Source organism: uncultured Pluralibacter sp. (assembly GCF_913775985.1).
GTDB lineage: Bacteria > Pseudomonadota > Gammaproteobacteria > Enterobacterales > Enterobacteriaceae > Pluralibacter.
Genome location: NZ_CAJYMB010000088.1, coordinates 49284 through 64590 on the forward strand (window position 1 = coordinate 49284; position 15307 = coordinate 64590).

Sequence of the window (15307 nt, forward strand, 5' to 3'; positions counted from 1 at the left end):
GAGCGCTGATTATTATCGCGGTAACTCTTCTCAGTCAGCGAGGCTGTTATGACCCTTCTCCAGAGCGTGGATTTTTTTCCGTCAGGACACGCCCCTGTGGCCATTGAGCCGCGGCTGCCGCAGGGTGCTTTCCCGGAGCATCATCATGATTTTCATGAAATTGTGATCGTCGAGCACGGCACCGGGATCCACGTTTTTAACGGCCAGCCCTACACCATCGCCGGCGGCTCGGTGTGCTTCGTGCGCGATTGCGATCGGCACCTGTACGAGCACACCGACAACCTGTGCCTGACCAACGTGCTGTACCGCTCCCCGGAGTCTTTCCAGTTTTTATCCGGCGTGCAAAAGCTGCTGCCCCAGATGCAGGACGGGGTTTACCCTTCCCACTGGCGGGTGAACCAGGCGGTGCTGCAGCAGGTGCGGCAGATTATCGCCAGAATGGAGACCCAGGACGACGGCGAGGAGGCGTATGCCGTTGCCGATCGCGAGCTGCTGTTTATGCAGCTGCTGGTGCTGCTGCGCAGGGGCAGCATGGTAGAAGCTGCGGCGAGCAGCGACGTGCGTATCAACCAGCTTCTGGCGTGGCTTGAAGAGCACTTTGCTGAAGAGGTCTGCTGGGAAGAGGTCGCGGCGCGCTTTTCACTGTCGCTGCGCACACTGCACCGCCAGCTTAAGCAGCACACCGGCCTGACGCCCCAGCGCTATCTCAATCGCGTGCGGCTGACCCGGGCGCGGCACCTGCTGCGCCACGGCGACGACAGCGTTACGGAAGTCGCCTTTCGCTGCGGTTTTAGCGACAGTAACCACTTTTCGACCCTGTTTCGCCGGGAATTTAGCTGGTCGCCCCGGGACGTGCGCCAGGGGCGGGATACCCTGCTGCAGTAACGCGAAACCCATCAACGTTTGCGCGGTGCAAAAAGGGAATAATAAACGGTTCTTTTTCCGCTGAGGTTTTCCGTGACGGCACCGCTAACGCTTCTTAAAAAGGATTTCTTCCCGTCGCCGCAGCAGGCGGTGGCGGTAGCCGATCGCTATCCGCAAAACGTGTTTGCCGAACACACCCATGACTTCTGCGAGCTGGTGCTGGTGTGGCGCGGCAACGGCCTGCACATTCTCAACGATCGCCCTTACCGCATTACCCGCGGGGATCTGTTCTATATCCGTGCGGAAGACAAGCACGCTTACACGTCGGTTAACGATCTGGTGTTGCAAAACATTATCTACTGCCCGGAGCGGCTCAGGCTCAACGTGGACTGGGCGGCGCATATTCCCGGTCTGAATGATGCATCCGGCGCGCCGCACTGGCGGATCGGCAGCTCGGGAATGGCGCCGGTTCGCCAGGCCATTGCCCGGCTCGAGCAGGAGTGCGCCCGGGAGTTTTCCGACGGCGGCGATATGACGGAGCTGCTGTTCGCCCAGCTGGTGCTGACTCTGCACCGCCACCGCTACGCTACCGATAATCTGGCGGCCACCGAAAGCGAAGCGCTGCTCGATAAGCTGCTGACGGCGCTGGCGGGGAGCCTCAATCGTCCCTTTGCGCTGGACGCCTTTTGCGCCGCGCAGGAGTGCAGCGAGCGGGCGCTGCGCCAGCAGTTTCGCCAGCAAACCGGGATGAGCATTAATCACTATTTACGCCAGCAGCGGATCTGCCACGCCCAGTATTTGCTGCGGCACACGGAGATGTTAATTGGCGAAGTGGCGATGCAGTGCGGCTTTGAGGACAGTAACTACTTTTCGGTGGTGTTTAACCGGGAGGTGGGGATGACGCCGGGCCAGTGGCGTCATCGCCATAAGAACGTTGCCTGATTAACTCGCCATGCCGAGGCCGACGATGTTGGCGGCGATGATAATCACCACGCAGCCGAGGCTCAGCACTTTCACCGGACGGCGTCCCGCGCTGCTCCACTCTTTCAGTACCAGACCAACCACGCCGCCGCAGAGCACGTAGAAGCTCATGTGCAGCATCCAGCTCATGTAGTCGTACTGCGCCGGGATGCTGGCGTGGCCCCAGGCGTAGAAGAAGAACTGCAGATACCACATCAGGCCGCCGAGGGCGGAGAGCAGCAGGTTAGCCACCAGCAGCGGCTTAGCCTGTGAGAGATCCGCTTTAATAGACAGCTCGGGACGGGTAGCGAGGCGCACGAAGCAGAAGCCGAGGTTCACCAGCGCGCCGCCGCCCATAATCACCACGTAGCTCGGCAGGGCCACGTACAGCGGATCGACGCCCAGCGCCGCGGCCGCTTCGTGCATTGGCTTGGCCGCATTCATGGCAAAGGACATACCGGCAGAGAAGATGCCGCACATCACCGCCAGCACGATGCCTTTTTTGAGATTGAACTCTTCGGCGCGGATGCCCATTTTGCGCTCTTTAAGCTGGCCCGCGCGGGTCACAATCCCGACGCCGACTACCGCAACCAGCACGCCCAGCAGGGTCATGCGCCCGCCCGGGGTACCCACCAGCACACCAAACTGGCCGTTGAGGATCGGCGTCATCAGGGTGCCGACAATCAGCGTAATACCGATGGCGATGCCGATGCCCATCGACATGCCCAGATAGCGCATGGTCAGGCCGTAGTTGATGTTACCGATGCCCCACATGGCGCCGAACAGGAAAACCGGCAGCAGCGTAGAGGCGCTAAAGGAGCTGTAGTAGGCCCAGAAGTCGGGCAGCAGCATGGCGCTGATGGCCCAGGGCAGGATCAGCCAGGAGACGACGCCGCCCACCGACCACATGGTTTCCCACGACCAGTGCCTGACCTTTTTAAGCGGGGCATAAAAACAGGCGGCGCTGGCGGCGCCAATCAAATGCCAAAAAATACCCATCGTAATCGCGTGACTCATTTTTTTATCCTCAGCGGGTGACGTCGACAAATGTTTCATCTGACCCGACGAGTATAAAAATTGGTCATCCGATTAACCTTTGGCCTGTTGCCGCCCTGGAGCGGCGGCTGGCAAAAAGCGCGAGTTCACGCCGTGCGGCCTCACAAAAACAGCAACATAGCCTGAAAAATTAACCATGCAAACAGTGCGGCATTGATAATCATTTTCAATATCATTTAATTAACTATAATGATCCGACTGCTTACGCGGCGTTCACACTTCTGCCGCCCACTTAAATGGAGATGAATATGAGCTATACACTGCCATCCCTTCCGTACGCGTACGATGCACTTGAGCCGCACTTCGACAAGCAGACGATGGAAATCCATCACTCTAAACACCACCAGACTTACGTTAACAACGCCAATGCGGCGCTGGAAAACCTGCCTGAGTTTGCCAATCTGCCCGTTGAAGAGCTGATTACCAAACTGGACCAGGTGCCTGCTGATAAGAAAACGGCGCTGCGCAACAACGGCGGCGGTCACGCCAACCACAGCCTGTTCTGGAAAGGCCTGAAAAAAGGCACCACCCTGCAGGGCGACCTGAAGGCTGCTATCGAGAGCACCTTCGGCTCCGTTGAGAAATTTAAAGAAGAGTTCGAGAAAGCCGCTGCCTCTCGTTTCGGCTCCGGCTGGGCGTGGCTGGTGCTGAAAGACGGCAAGCTGGCCGTGGTATCTACCGCGAACCAGGACTCTCCGCTGATGGGTGAAGCCATCTCCGGCACCTCCGGCTACCCGATCCTGGGTCTGGACGTTTGGGAGCACGCTTACTACCTGAAATTCCAGAACCGCCGCCCGGACTACATCAAAGAGTTCTGGAACGTGGTGAACTGGGACGAAGCAGCCGCGCGTTTCGCTGCTAAAAAATAAGACCTCGCTCTTATGTACTGCCGACCCCGCTCACTGAGTGGGGTTTTTTTTGCCCAAAACCTCCCTCGCCGCGTGCGCGAAATCTCGCTATGCCGGCCGCGAACGTGCCAGAATAGCGGGTATTGTGCGACAGCTCAGGAGGGGAAATGCATTACGTAGCGGAGGTCTTTACGGGCCGGGTTCAGGATTACGACGGCAGCCGGCCCAGCGCCATTGCCAAGCGCCAGGTGGACGGCGAGCTGATGCTGGGCGCGGCAGGACTTGCAGGAGACGAGCAGGCGGAAAAGAGCTGGCACGGCGGGCCCGACCGCGCCCTGTGCCACTATCCCCGCGAGCACTACGCGCACTGGAAGCGGGAGTTTCCCGCACAGGCGGATCTCTTTTACGCGCCGGCGTTTGGCGAAAACCTGTCGACGGAAGGGCTCACCGAGGAGAACGTTTTTATCGGCGATATCTTCCGCTGGGGCGACGCGCTGATTCAGGTTACCCAGCCTCGCTCGCCGTGCTTTAAGCTCAACTATCATTTCGATATCGGCGATATCTCGGCCCTGATGCAGGCGAGCGGCAAGGTGGGCTGGCTGTATCGGGTTATTGACGGTGGGAAGGTATCAACGGAGCAGCCGCTGGTGCTGGCATCCCGGCTCAGCGACGTGAGCGTGCGCGAGGCGGCGGCTATCGCGTGGCATATGCCATTCGACGACGAGCAGTATCACCGCCTGCTGTCGGCGGCGGGGCTGTCGGTGAGCTGGGCTCGCACTATGCAGAAGAGGCGGATAAGCGGTCAGATTGAGGATAATTCCCGGCGGCTGTGGGGCAAATAGCCGCCGGGTGTGAGCCTGCTAGTTACGTTTGTACAGCGGCAGCCACATTGTCAGGCGCAGGCCGCCCAGCGGGCTGTCGTCGGCCTTGACCCAGCCCCGGTGCTGCTGAATGGCGGTTTCCACAATCGCCAGCCCCAGCCCGGTACCGCCGGAGGCGCGATCCCGCGCTTCGTCGGTGCGGTAGAACGGCCGGAAGATCTGCTCCCGGTCTTCCGGACTCACGCCCGGGCCGTCATCGTCCACGTGAATGGTGATGCCGTCTTTATCCACCGCGAAGCTGACCTCGATTTTGGTATGCGAGTAGCGCAGGGCGTTGCGGACAATGTTCTCAAACGCGCTCTCCAGCGCGTTGGGGTTGCCGTACAGCGGCCACGGACCGGGCGGATAGACCACGGTAAAGGATTTCCCGACCTGCTCCGCTTCAAATGCGGCGTTGTCCAGCACCTCGCTCCACAGCTGGTTGGCCTTCAGCGTTTCGCTCAGCAGCGCGTTCTTCGCCTGATTGCGCGACATCACCAGCAGATCGTTAATCATGCTGTCCAGGCGCTGCGCTTCCGTTTCGATGCGCTCCAGCTCTTTGCTTTCCCCGGCCCGGCGGCGCAGCAGGGCGGTGCCGAGCTGCAGGCGCGTCAGGGGCGTGCGCAGCTCGTGGGAGATGTCGGACAGCAGGCGCTGGTTAGCGGTCATCATCCGCTCCAGAGCGGTCACCATCTGGTTAAAGCTGGTGCCTGCGGCGAGAAACTCCTGCGGGCCGGATTCCAGCTCCGGGTGCTGGCGCAGGTTGCCCTGGGCCACTTCATCGGCGGCATTTTTCAGCTTGCGCGCCGGTTTGGCGAGGCTCCAGGCCAGCCACAGCAGCAGCGGGGCGCTCACCAGCATGGTGACGATCAGCAGCAGCAGCGGGCGGTCAAACAGCAGGTTGATAAAATCTGACTGCGAGGTGCTCGCCGGGCGGATCAGGTACAGCTGGTAGTTGTCTTCGCCGTCTCTCACCGAGAACGGCCCCACCATTTCAACCCGGCCGTAGCGCTTTTTCTGCGGATGATCGGCATTATCGGACTGGCCGATAAAGTTGCGAATGATCTGCATTTCGCTGCGTTCTGCGCCGATCACGCGGCCTTCGCTGGTCACCAGCAGCAGGCGCTGCCCCGGCGGGGCCCACTTGTCGATGGCGCGAAACAGGCGGCGCCACCACATTAAATCGTTAGGCGGATCGTTGGCCAGCTCGGCTTCGACGTGCTGCTCAATCATCAGGCCCTGGCGCTGCTCGCTATCGAGCAGCTCGGTCATTTGGCGGGAGTCCAGCTTGGGTAACATCAGCACCAGCATCAGCACCAGTGCCAGCGTCAGCCAGAAAATGGCAAAAATGCGGGCGGTCAAACTTCCTATCATGAAGCGGAAACCATCAGATAGCCGCGCCCGCGCAGGGTTTTAAACCACGGGTGGCCGTCTTTGCGCTCCGGCAGCTTGCGGCGCAGGTTCGAGATATGCATGTCAATGGCGCGGTCAAACGGCGTCAGGCGCTTGCCGAGCACTTCCTGACTCAGATGTTCGCGGGAAACCACCTGGCCGAGATGCTGGGCCAGCAGGTAGAGGAGCGTGAACTCGGTGCCGGTAAGTTCCAGCGCGATGCCGTCAAAGCTGGCTTCCTGGCGGCCGGGATTAAGGCTCAGGCCGTCAACCTGCAGGGTCGGCGAGCCGGTTTCGGTGGTCTGCTGCTGTTCGCTCCAGTGCGAGCGGCGCAGGATGGCGCGAATGCGGGCAACCAGTTCGCGGTCGTTGAACGGCTTCGGCAGGTAGTCGTCGGCGCCCAGCTCAAGGCCGAGTACGCGATCCAGCTCGCTGCCGCGGGCGGTGAGCATAATCACGGGGGTCTGGTGTGTCTGGCGCAGCTCTTTAAGGGTATCGATACCGTTTTTCTTCGGCATCATCACGTCGAGCAAAAGCAGGTCGATGCTGTCATCCAGAAGGGTTAACGCCTGTTCGCCATCGTGGGCGACAATGACGTTGAAGCCTTCCATATCGAGCAGCTCCTTTAAAAGGGAGGTGAGCTCCCGGTCGTCATCAACTAATAAGATTTTATTCATTGTTTAAATACCTCCGAGGCAGAAATTACGTCATCAACGCGCGCTAATCTATGACTTTACGTTGTTTTACACCCCCTGACGCATGTTTTCAGCCTGAATCGTAGACTGTCTCTCGTTGAATCGCGAAACAAAATATTTGGGAGCAAGCGATGCGCAAAGTTTTCGCTGCCGTCATGGCTTCAACGCTGGCGCTCAGTGCTCACAGCCAGGCCGCTGAAGTTGCTCAGAGCGTTAACTGGCACCCCGGCGAAGCGGGGGCGCAAAGCATCAGCCAGGGACATATGTTCGACGGCATAAACTTTACCGAGCATCAACGCCAGCAGATGCGCGACTTGATGCAGCAGGCCCGGAGAGTTCAGCCTCCCGTTAATGTTAGCGAAATGGAGACAATGCATAAGCTTGTCACCGCAGACAAATTTAGTGAAACCGCCGTCCGTGCCCAGGCTGAAAAAATGGCGCAGGAGCAGGTTGCCAGACAGGTCGAAATGGCCAAAGTTCGCAACCAGATGTATCACCTGCTCACCCCGGACCAGCAGGCGGTTTTAAACGAGAAACACCAGCAGCGTATGGATCAGCTGCGGGAGGTTGCCAGGATGCAACAAGGGGCAATGCCCGTACTGTTTAGTAGCAACAGTAGTAGACACCGTAGCACCCAGTAAAGAACCCTGTTTTCCTTGCCATAGACACCATCCCTGTCTTCCCCCTCATGATGAGGGGGTTTTTTTTGTCTTTTTCACGCCATAGATTAACCGCACATTCCGCTATAATACTCCGGGTACATTTCGGGAGTTTTTATGGATCAATCCTACGGCCGCCTCGTCAGTCGGGCAGCAGTGGCGGCAACGGCAATGGCTTCCGTTCTGCTTTTAATCAAGATTTTTGCGTGGTGGTACACCGGGTCAGTCAGTATTCTGGCGGCGCTGGTGGATTCACTGGTGGACATTGCGGCATCGCTGACTAACCTGCTGGTGGTGCGCTACTCGCTGCAGCCCGCCGATGAGAAGCACACTTTCGGCCACGGCAAGGCTGAATCCCTGGCGGCGCTGGCGCAGAGTATGTTTATCTCCGGCTCGGCGCTGTTCCTGTTTCTGACCGGGATTCAGAGTCTGGTTCATCCCCAGCCGATGCAGCAGCCCGGTATCGGGATGATCGTCACGGTGATTGCCCTTATCAGCACGATGGTTTTAGTGACGTTTCAGCGCTGGGTGGTAAAAAAGACCCGCAGTCAGGCGGTGCGCGCCGACATGCTTCACTACCAGTCAGATGTTATGATGAACGGCGCCATTCTTATCGCGCTGGCCCTCTCCTGGTACGGCTGGCACCGCGCCGATGCGCTGTTTGCGCTGGGCATTGGCGTCTATATTTTGTATAGCGCCTTACAGATGGGAAATGAGGCAGTTCAATCTATGCTGGACCGCGCCCTGCCCGAAGAAGAGCGGCAGGAAATCATTAATATTGTTGCAGCCAGGCCGGGCGTGAAAGGCGCGCACGATCTGAGAACCCGGCAGTCGGGACCGACTCGCTTTATTCAAATTCACCTTGAAATGGAAGACAATCTGCCTCTCGTTCAGGCTCATCTACTTGCTGAAGAGGTGGAGCAGGCGATATTGAAGCGCTTCCCGGGTTCCGATGTCATTATTCATCAGGATCCCTGTTCGGTTGTCCCTCAGGATCGGTTGAATAATCCTGACTGGCGTCATTCATTGTAAGAAGTGTGGTCTCCGTCAGCTTTTTTTGCACAAATTATCGCCAGCTGGCCTGACCTGAATCAATTCAGCAAGATGCGTTTGTTATACTATTTCTTCATAGTATCGCCCCTCGCAAAGGGGAGCGCTTCGGGCAACAGAATAATTTAAGTATTCCTAAGTTCAGAGGTAGTCATGATTAAGAAGATCGGTGTGTTGACAAGCGGCGGTGATGCGCCAGGCATGAACGCAGCCATTCGCGGCGTAGTACGCTCGGCGCTGGCTGAAGGTTTAGAAGTGTTTGGCATCTATGATGGTTATCTCGGGCTGTATGAAGACCGTATGGTTCAGCTCGACCGTTACAGCGTATCCGATATGATTAACCGCGGCGGTACCTTCCTCGGCTCCGCGCGCTTCCCGGAGTTCCGTGAAGAGCACATCCGCGCAGTGGCTATCGAAAACATGAAACGACGCGGCCTCGACGCGCTGGTAGTTATCGGCGGTGACGGCTCCTACATGGGGGCAAAGCGCCTGACCGAAATGGGCTTTCCGTGCATCGGCCTGCCGGGCACCATTGATAACGATATTAAAGGCACCGACTACACCATTGGCTACTTCACCGCGCTCGGCACGGTGGTTGAGGCCATTGACCGCCTGCGCGATACCTCCTCTTCACACCAGCGTATCTCCATTGTTGAAGTCATGGGCCGCTACTGCGGCGATCTGACGCTGGCTGCGGCCATTGCCGGCGGCTGCGAGTTCGTGGTTGTGCCGGAAGTTGAGTTCAGCCGCGATGACCTGGTGTCTGAAATCAAAGCCGGTATCGCCAAAGGTAAAAAGCACGCTATCGTGGCCATCACCGAGCACATGTGCGACGTTGACGAGCTGGCTCATTTCATTGAGAAAGAGACCGGACGTGAAACCCGCGCGACCGTACTGGGCCACATCCAGCGCGGCGGCTCTCCGGTGCCTTATGACCGCATTCTTGCCTCCCGAATGGGTTCTTACGCGATTGAGCTGCTGCTGGAAGGCTACGGCGGCCGCTGCGTCGGCATCCAGAACGAGAAGCTGGTTCACCACGATATCATCGACGCGATCGAAAACATGAAGCGCCCGTTCAGAACCGACATGATGGACTGCGCGAAAAAGCTTTACTGATTCGCTGATGCAAAAAGGCCTTCTCGCTGAGAAGGCCTTTTTTATGTCCCGAAAACGCCGCCGCTGTTACTCGATGTCGAGCGCGTCCTCTGACAGGATGATGCCGGTATTGTCCGCGTACAGATGGTCGCCAGAGAAGAAGGTCACACCGCCGAAGTTAACGCGAACGTCGCTTTCGCCAATGCCTTCACCGGCAGCACCGACTGGAATGGCCGCCAGCGCCTGGATCCCCAGATCCAGCTCTTCCAGATCGTCCACCTGACGTACCGCGCCGTAAACCACGATGCCTTCCCATTCGTTCTGCACCGCCAGTTTGCCGAGGTCGGCGTCGATCAGCGCCCGGCGTACCGAGCCGCCGCCGTCAACCAGCAGGATCCGGCCGCGGCCGTTTTCTTCGAGCATGTCGTACAGCAGCCCGTTATCCTCGAAACACTTCACCGTGATGATTTGACCACCAAAGGAAGACCGGCCGCCAAAATTGGAGAACAGCGGTTCAACCACGTTGACATCTTCCTGGTAGATGTCGCAAAGCTCGGATGTATCGTATTTCATAGGGTTAACTTCAGTTGCCGCGAGTTATTTCAGTATATCGCGTGAAACGCATTGTTGGCAAAATCATCAATTGTTAATTGATATTTGTCAGCTAAGCGGCGAAGTGGCTGATAACGATCCCCACCACAAACAGCAGGTTAGTCAGAATAGCCCCTTTCACGGTGCGCTCCAGCATTGGGCGCATATCCACCGGATCGAGGTGGCTCAGGATGAAGCGGGCCTGTTTTACCAGCAGCGGCGCGGCGAGAATGAACATCCAGCCCCACAGGCTGTGAACCTCAAGCAGGACGAACAGCGCCAGGCACAGCGGGGCGCCAGCCAGCAGGCAGGCGTGGTAGCGGCGGGCGTTTACCGGACCGAGGCGCACGGCTAGCGTGTTTTTACCGTTCTCGCGATCGCTGTCGATATCGCGCATGTTGTTAACGTTCAGCACCGCGGTTGCCAGCAGGCCGCAGGCGGTTGCCGGCAGGAACATAATGGCTTCTACCGTGTGCGACTGCAGATACCAGCTGCCGATAACGCTGAGCCAGCCAAAGAAAATCAGCACTGATATATCGCCGAGGCCAATATAGCCGTAAGGTTTTGTGCCGACGGTATAGGTGATGGCGGCGACGATAGAGAGCAGGCCGAGCACCAGAAAACCAAGAAAGTCCTGCATGGATTGCCATGAGGCAATCAGCAGCGCGAGGCCGGAGACGCAAATCAGCGCAACGGTGATGATTAGCGCACGCTTCATTTGAGCCTGGGTAATCGCCCCTTTCTGCATCCCGCGCAGCGGCCCGAGCCGGTCCGGTTTATCGCTGCCCTTCACGGCATCGCCGTAATCGTTCGCCAGATTGGAGAGGATTTGCAGTAAACCCGCGGTGATCAGCGCCAGCAGCGCCACCAGCGGATCGAAATGGCCCTGCCACCAGGCCAGCGCAATACCGACAATAATGGCTGAGAAAGCCAGGGGAAGTGTTTTGGGGCGAAGGCTTTCCAGCCAGGCCTGAGAGCGGCTTATTGAGTGTTCGGTCATAGTTCCAGCCAATAAAATGGGGGCTAACTCCGTAGAGTTTATGCCCCCATCGACAGTGATGAAAATGCAATAGCCGCGATTATAGAATAAAACGGCTCAGATCTTCATCTGCCACCAGCTCATCAAGATGTTTGCTGACATATTCCGCATCAATAGTGATGCTTTCTCCGTCCAGCTCGCTGGCGTCATAGGAAATATCTTCCATTAGACGTTCAAGCACGGTGTGCAGGCGGCGGGCACCGATATTTTCGGTTGTCTCGTTCACCTGCCATGCGGCTTCGGCAATACGCTTGATGCCGCCGTCGGTGAACTCGATGTTAACGCCTTCGGTCGCCATCAGCGCTTTGTACTGTACGGTGACGGACGCATTTGGCTCGGTCAGAATGCGCTCGAAGTCTTCGGTGGTCAGCGCTTTCAGCTCAACGCGAATCGGCAGACGTCCCTGCAGCTCCGGGATCAGGTCTGACGGGCTTGCCACCTGGAACGCGCCGGAGGCGATAAACAGGATGTGGTCGGTTTTGACCATTCCGTGTTTCGTCGATACCGTGCAGCCTTCCACCAGCGGCAGCAGGTCGCGCTGCACACCTTCGCGGGACACGTCCGGGCCGGAGGAGTTGCCGCCGCGTTTGCAGATTTTGTCGATTTCGTCGATAAACACGATCCCGTGCTGCTCAACGGCGTCGATGGCGTCCTGCTTCAGCTCTTCCGGATTGACCAGCTTCGCCGCTTCTTCTTCAATCAGCAGCTTCATGGCGTCTTTGATTTTCAGCTTGCGCGGCTTCTGCTTCTGGCCGCCCAGGTTCTGGAACATCGACTGCAGCTGGCTGGTCATCTCTTCCATGCCCGGAGGCGCCATAATTTCAACGCCCATCGGTGCCGCGGCGAGATCGATTTCAATCTCTTTATCGTCCAGCTGGCCTTCGCGCAGCTTTTTACGGAACGCCTGGCGCGCTGCGGACGGCTCCTGAGTAGTCTCCGCCTGGCCCCAGTTATTTTTGGCCGGCGGGATCAGCGCGTCGAGAATGCGCTCTTCCGCCATTTCTTCGGCGCGGTAGCGATTTTTATCAATGGACTGCATGCGCACCATTTTTACCGCCGCATCGGTCAGATCGCGGATAATAGAATCCACTTCTTTCCCGACGTAGCCGACTTCGGTGAACTTCGTCGCTTCAACTTTGATGAACGGCGCGTTGGCGAGCTTCGCCAGGCGGCGGGCGATTTCGGTTTTACCAACGCCGGTTGGGCCGATCATCAGAATATTTTTTGGCGTAACTTCATGGCGCAGCTCTTCGTCGAGCTGCATGCGGCGCCAGCGGTTACGCAGGGCGATTGCCACAGAACGCTTCGCGGCGTCCTGACCGATAATGTGCTTGTTCAGTTCGCTGACAATTTCGCGTGGGGTCATTTCAGACATGGGAGATCCTTACGCTTTAGACGGTAATTCTTCAATGGTGTGATTGTGGTTGGTATAGATGCAGATATCGCCTGCAATATCCAACGCTTTCACCGCGATATCGCGGGCGTCCATTTCGGTATTTTCAAGCAGGGCGCGGGCTGCGGCCTGGGCATATGGACCACCGGAACCAATGGCGATCAGATCGTTCTCGGGCTGAACCACATCGCCGTTGCCGGTGATTATCAGGGATGCATTTTCGTCTGCAACGGCCAACAGCGCTTCCAGCTTGCGCAGCATGCGATCGGTACGCCAGTCTTTTGCCAGCTCAACGGCGGCCTTCACCAGGTGCCCCTGGTGCATTTCCAGCTTCCGTTCGAACAGTTCAAACAGGGTGAAGGCGTCCGCGGTGCCGCCCGCAAAACCGGCGATCACTTTGTCGTTGTACAGACGACGCACTTTTTTCACGTTGCCTTTCATCACGGTGTTGCCAAGCGTAGCCTGACCATCACCGGCGATAACGACATGACCGTTACGGCGAACACTTACTATTGTTGTCACGAGGAGCCCCCTCTGAGTGTAAAACAGAATAGAGGCCCCGCACGGAGTACGGGGCAGAATGGAATTAGAGATGGGGGGGTTTTTAGGGGTTTCAACCCCCGGCGGCCAGACGAATGCAGTTTCCGTGGCCTGCGCTCTTCAGGCGAGCCATGGTGCTGTCGGCGCTGGCTTTGCCTTTGACCGGGCCGATAACCACGCGGTTCCAGCCGTTGTTGGTAGTGATATGGGAGTCAAAACCTTCAAAAGCCAGCTTAGCGCGGGTGGTTTCTGCCTGTTCGGCACCTTTAAACGAGCCGCACTGGATCATCCAGCGGCGATCGTCCTGCTTATCGGCAGTCTGTTTCGCTGGCTCCGCTTCGCGGGTGACCGGAGCCGCCTGCTGGGCCTTCGGCTGACTGGCGGCAGTATGCGCTGGCGTCTGGATCAGATCCTGATACGGCTGCTGCGCGGCAGCAGGTTTATGCTGCGTCTGGCGCGGCTGCTGAACCGGCTGGTTCTGCACGGTTCGCGGCTGCTCAACCTGGCGCTGCTGGCTACGCGGAGCCTGCACCGGCTGGCTCTGGCTCCACTGCTGCTGCGGCACCTGCTGGGCCTGTTGCACCTGCTGCGCTACGCGCTGGCGCTGCAGGGTTTGCTTGCGCTGCTCCGGCGTTTGCTCGTTCCACGGCACTTCCGTCAGCTGGGTTGGCTGCTGGCGCATATCCGCCTGCATCTGGGCCAGCAGCTGGCGCTGCTCGTCGGTAAGCTCGCTGGTATTTTTTACTTCGCCGCCGGCGGAAGGTTCCGTCGGCGCACGCACGCCCGGCTGGCGGCTTTCCAGTTCTTTAATATAGCGCCAACGCTCTTCGGGCTTCGGCGGTAAACCATTGCCCGTGACCTGGCGGCTTTTTAACGCTTCGGCTTCTTCTTTTTTATGATGGGTAATGAAGTACAAACCACCGATAAAGGCCACCAGCACGGCGGCCGCGATGGCGACCATTGCCGGGGACACAGCAGGAAGGCTACTTTGCTTTTTGCGGGAGTTCCGTGATGAACCCTTTTTATGCCGCGAAGGAGCCGGCTGGCCGCGGCGTACATAATCTCGTTGTGCCACTCTCGTTTCGCTGTATTTAGTCATTTATCAGGCCGCCATGTTACTTAAGCGGCGGGCCTTTGACCAGAACATGAAGTCTTAAACATCCCCCTGCCGGCGACTTATTTTTTCGCCGTACTGCCGCGCACGATTAATTCGCAATCCAGCAGCCGCGATCCGCTGCTGACGCTGCGGCCGTTAATCTGATCGAGCAGCAGCAGCATGGCCTCGCGGCCGATGGCAAAGCGCGGCTGGGAGATGGTGGTGAGCGGCGGATCGCAGAACTCGCTCAGCGAAATATTATCAAAGCCGATAATCGACAGGTCGCGAGGAACTTTCAGGCCGCGGCGCTTGGCCAGCGACAGCGCGCCGAGCGCCATAATATCGCTGTGGCAGAAGATGGCCGTTGGCGGCTGCGGCAGCGCCAGTAGCTGCTCCATTGCGCTGGCCCCGGCTTCATAAGTAAAGTTGCCCCGGGCAATGTAGTGCGGGTCAATGGGCAGCCCGCTGCGGCGCAGCGCCTGCACGTAACCCTGCAGGCGGTAGTGGCACAGCGGCATCTCTTCCGGGCCGGCAATGCAGCCAATCCGCTGGTGGCCCAGGTCGTGCAAATAGTTAACCGCATTGAAGGAGGCGGTCAGGTTATCAATGTGGACTGTCGGCAGCTCCAGTTCGGGCGCGAACTCGTTAGCCATCACCATCGGCGGAAGGTTGCGCTGCTCTTCAATGCCGGCATCGAACGGCAGGCGCGAGCCGAGCAGCAGCATGCCGTCAATTTGCTTAGTGATAATCAGATCGAGAAAGGTTTTTTCCTGCTGGTTCTGATGGGCGCAATCGCCAATCAGCACCAGGTAGCCTTTTTCGGCAGCGGTAACTTCAATGCCGCGAATAATTTCGCTGAAGAAGGGATCGCAAATGTCGGGAACGATGACCAGCAGGGTGCGCGATTCATTGCGCTTCATGTTGCGCCCCGGCGACTGCGGCAGATAGCCCACGTCCTGCGCGGCCTGCTCAACTTTATTACGGGTGCTCTGAGAAACTTTATCGGGATTCATCAGCGCCCGGGAAACGGTCGCCGTTGAGACATTGGCTCTCAGAGCCACATCCTTCATGGTTGCTGCCACAACCTGCTTTTTGCACTTCACCTGACTTCTCCTCGCTGGCGGCGCAGGGGCATCCGCTGTCCCCGGCCAAACTCTTTTCTTGTATCA

Annotated in this window: 16 protein-coding genes; 7 read left to right on the top strand and 9 right to left on the bottom strand. The window is 58.2% G+C overall.

Annotated elements, in window-relative coordinates; genetic code table 11:
• The first annotated feature begins 48 nt into the window (after window positions 1–48).
• Entirely contained in the window at window positions 49–885 is an 837-nt protein-coding gene (gene rhaS, locus QZ766_RS09755; protein ID WP_297200845.1) for an HTH-type transcriptional activator RhaS, read from the top strand.
• A 72-nt stretch (window positions 886–957) separates the two neighbouring features.
• A complete protein-coding gene (rhaR, locus tag QZ766_RS09760) occupies window positions 958–1806 on the top strand; it encodes an HTH-type transcriptional activator RhaR (RefSeq protein ID WP_297200848.1) in 849 nt (282 codons plus the stop codon).
• Here rhaR and rhaT read toward each other — a convergent pair whose 3' ends face one another.
• Entirely contained in the window at window positions 1807–2841 is a 1035-nt protein-coding gene (gene rhaT / locus QZ766_RS09765) for an L-rhamnose/proton symporter RhaT (protein WP_297200850.1), read from the bottom strand.
• A 287-nt stretch (window positions 2842–3128) separates the two neighbouring features.
• Between rhaT and sodA the strand changes: the two genes are divergently transcribed.
• Together sodA and yiiM are read left to right on the top strand one after the other, a co-directional pair.
• Window positions 3129–3749 carry a superoxide dismutase [Mn] gene (sodA, locus tag QZ766_RS09770; protein ID WP_297200852.1) on the top strand — a complete coding sequence of 207 codons (621 nt, stop codon included), beginning with the start codon at window positions 3129–3131 and terminating at the stop codon, window positions 3747–3749.
• Window positions 3750–3895: 146 nt separating this feature from the next.
• Complete coding sequence (gene yiiM / locus QZ766_RS09775) at window positions 3896–4570, top strand: 6-hydroxyaminopurine reductase (protein WP_297200855.1); 675 nt, start codon at window positions 3896–3898, stop codon at window positions 4568–4570.
• A gap of 18 nt (window positions 4571–4588) precedes the next feature.
• Here the strand turns inward: yiiM and cpxA are convergent, their stop codons facing one another.
• Both cpxA and cpxR read right to left on the bottom strand, forming a co-directional pair.
• Window positions 4589–5962, bottom strand: a complete 1374-nt coding sequence (cpxA, locus tag QZ766_RS09780) for an envelope stress sensor histidine kinase CpxA (protein WP_297200858.1) — start codon at window positions 5960–5962, stop codon at window positions 4589–4591.
• Complete coding sequence (gene cpxR, locus QZ766_RS09785; protein ID WP_297200861.1) at window positions 5959–6657, bottom strand: envelope stress response regulator transcription factor CpxR; 699 nt, start codon at window positions 6655–6657, stop codon at window positions 5959–5961. Before cpxR ends, cpxA begins: the two co-directional genes overlap by 4 nt.
• 149 nt (window positions 6658–6806) lie before the next feature.
• On the opposite strand from cpxR, the gene cpxP reads away from it, so the two are divergent.
• The 3 genes from cpxP (at window position 6807) to pfkA (ending at window position 9500) form a co-directional block, all read left to right on the top strand.
• Window positions 6807–7316: a cell-envelope stress modulator CpxP gene (gene cpxP, locus QZ766_RS09790; RefSeq protein WP_297200864.1), complete on the top strand. Its 510-nt coding sequence runs from the start codon at window positions 6807–6809 to the stop codon at window positions 7314–7316.
• 135 nt (window positions 7317–7451) lie between these two features.
• Entirely contained in the window at window positions 7452–8366 is a 915-nt protein-coding gene (gene fieF / locus QZ766_RS09795) for a CDF family cation-efflux transporter FieF (RefSeq protein WP_297200867.1), read from the top strand.
• A gap of 171 nt (window positions 8367–8537) precedes the next feature.
• Window positions 8538–9500 (top strand): 6-phosphofructokinase, encoded by a 963-nt coding sequence (gene pfkA, locus QZ766_RS09800; protein ID WP_297200870.1) that lies wholly within the window; start codon window positions 8538–8540, stop codon window positions 9498–9500.
• A gap of 66 nt (window positions 9501–9566) precedes the next feature.
• On the opposite strand, the gene rraA is transcribed toward pfkA, so the two are convergent.
• From rraA to cytR, 6 genes are all read right to left on the bottom strand, one after another.
• Window positions 9567–10052: a ribonuclease E activity regulator RraA gene (rraA, locus tag QZ766_RS09805; protein WP_043081516.1), complete on the bottom strand. Its 486-nt coding sequence runs from the start codon at window positions 10050–10052 to the stop codon at window positions 9567–9569.
• Between the two features lie 91 nt (window positions 10053–10143).
• Entirely contained in the window at window positions 10144–11070 is a 927-nt protein-coding gene (gene menA, locus QZ766_RS09810) for a 1,4-dihydroxy-2-naphthoate polyprenyltransferase (protein WP_297200879.1), read from the bottom strand.
• Between the two features lie 79 nt (window positions 11071–11149).
• Window positions 11150–12484: an HslU--HslV peptidase ATPase subunit gene (hslU, locus tag QZ766_RS09815; RefSeq protein WP_297200882.1), complete on the bottom strand. Its 1335-nt coding sequence runs from the start codon at window positions 12482–12484 to the stop codon at window positions 11150–11152.
• 9 nt (window positions 12485–12493) lie between these two features.
• Window positions 12494–13024 carry an ATP-dependent protease subunit HslV gene (gene hslV / locus QZ766_RS09820; RefSeq protein WP_297200886.1) on the bottom strand — a complete coding sequence of 177 codons (531 nt, stop codon included), beginning with the start codon at window positions 13022–13024 and terminating at the stop codon, window positions 12494–12496.
• 91 nt (window positions 13025–13115) lie between these two features.
• Entirely contained in the window at window positions 13116–14117 is a 1002-nt protein-coding gene (gene ftsN / locus QZ766_RS09825; protein ID WP_297200889.1) for a cell division protein FtsN, read from the bottom strand.
• 101 nt (window positions 14118–14218) lie between these two features.
• Window positions 14219–15241, bottom strand: coding sequence for a DNA-binding transcriptional regulator CytR (gene cytR / locus QZ766_RS09830; RefSeq protein ID WP_297200891.1), 1023 nt, complete (start codon window positions 15239–15241; stop codon window positions 14219–14221).
• Window positions 15242–15307: the final 66 nt, after the last annotated feature.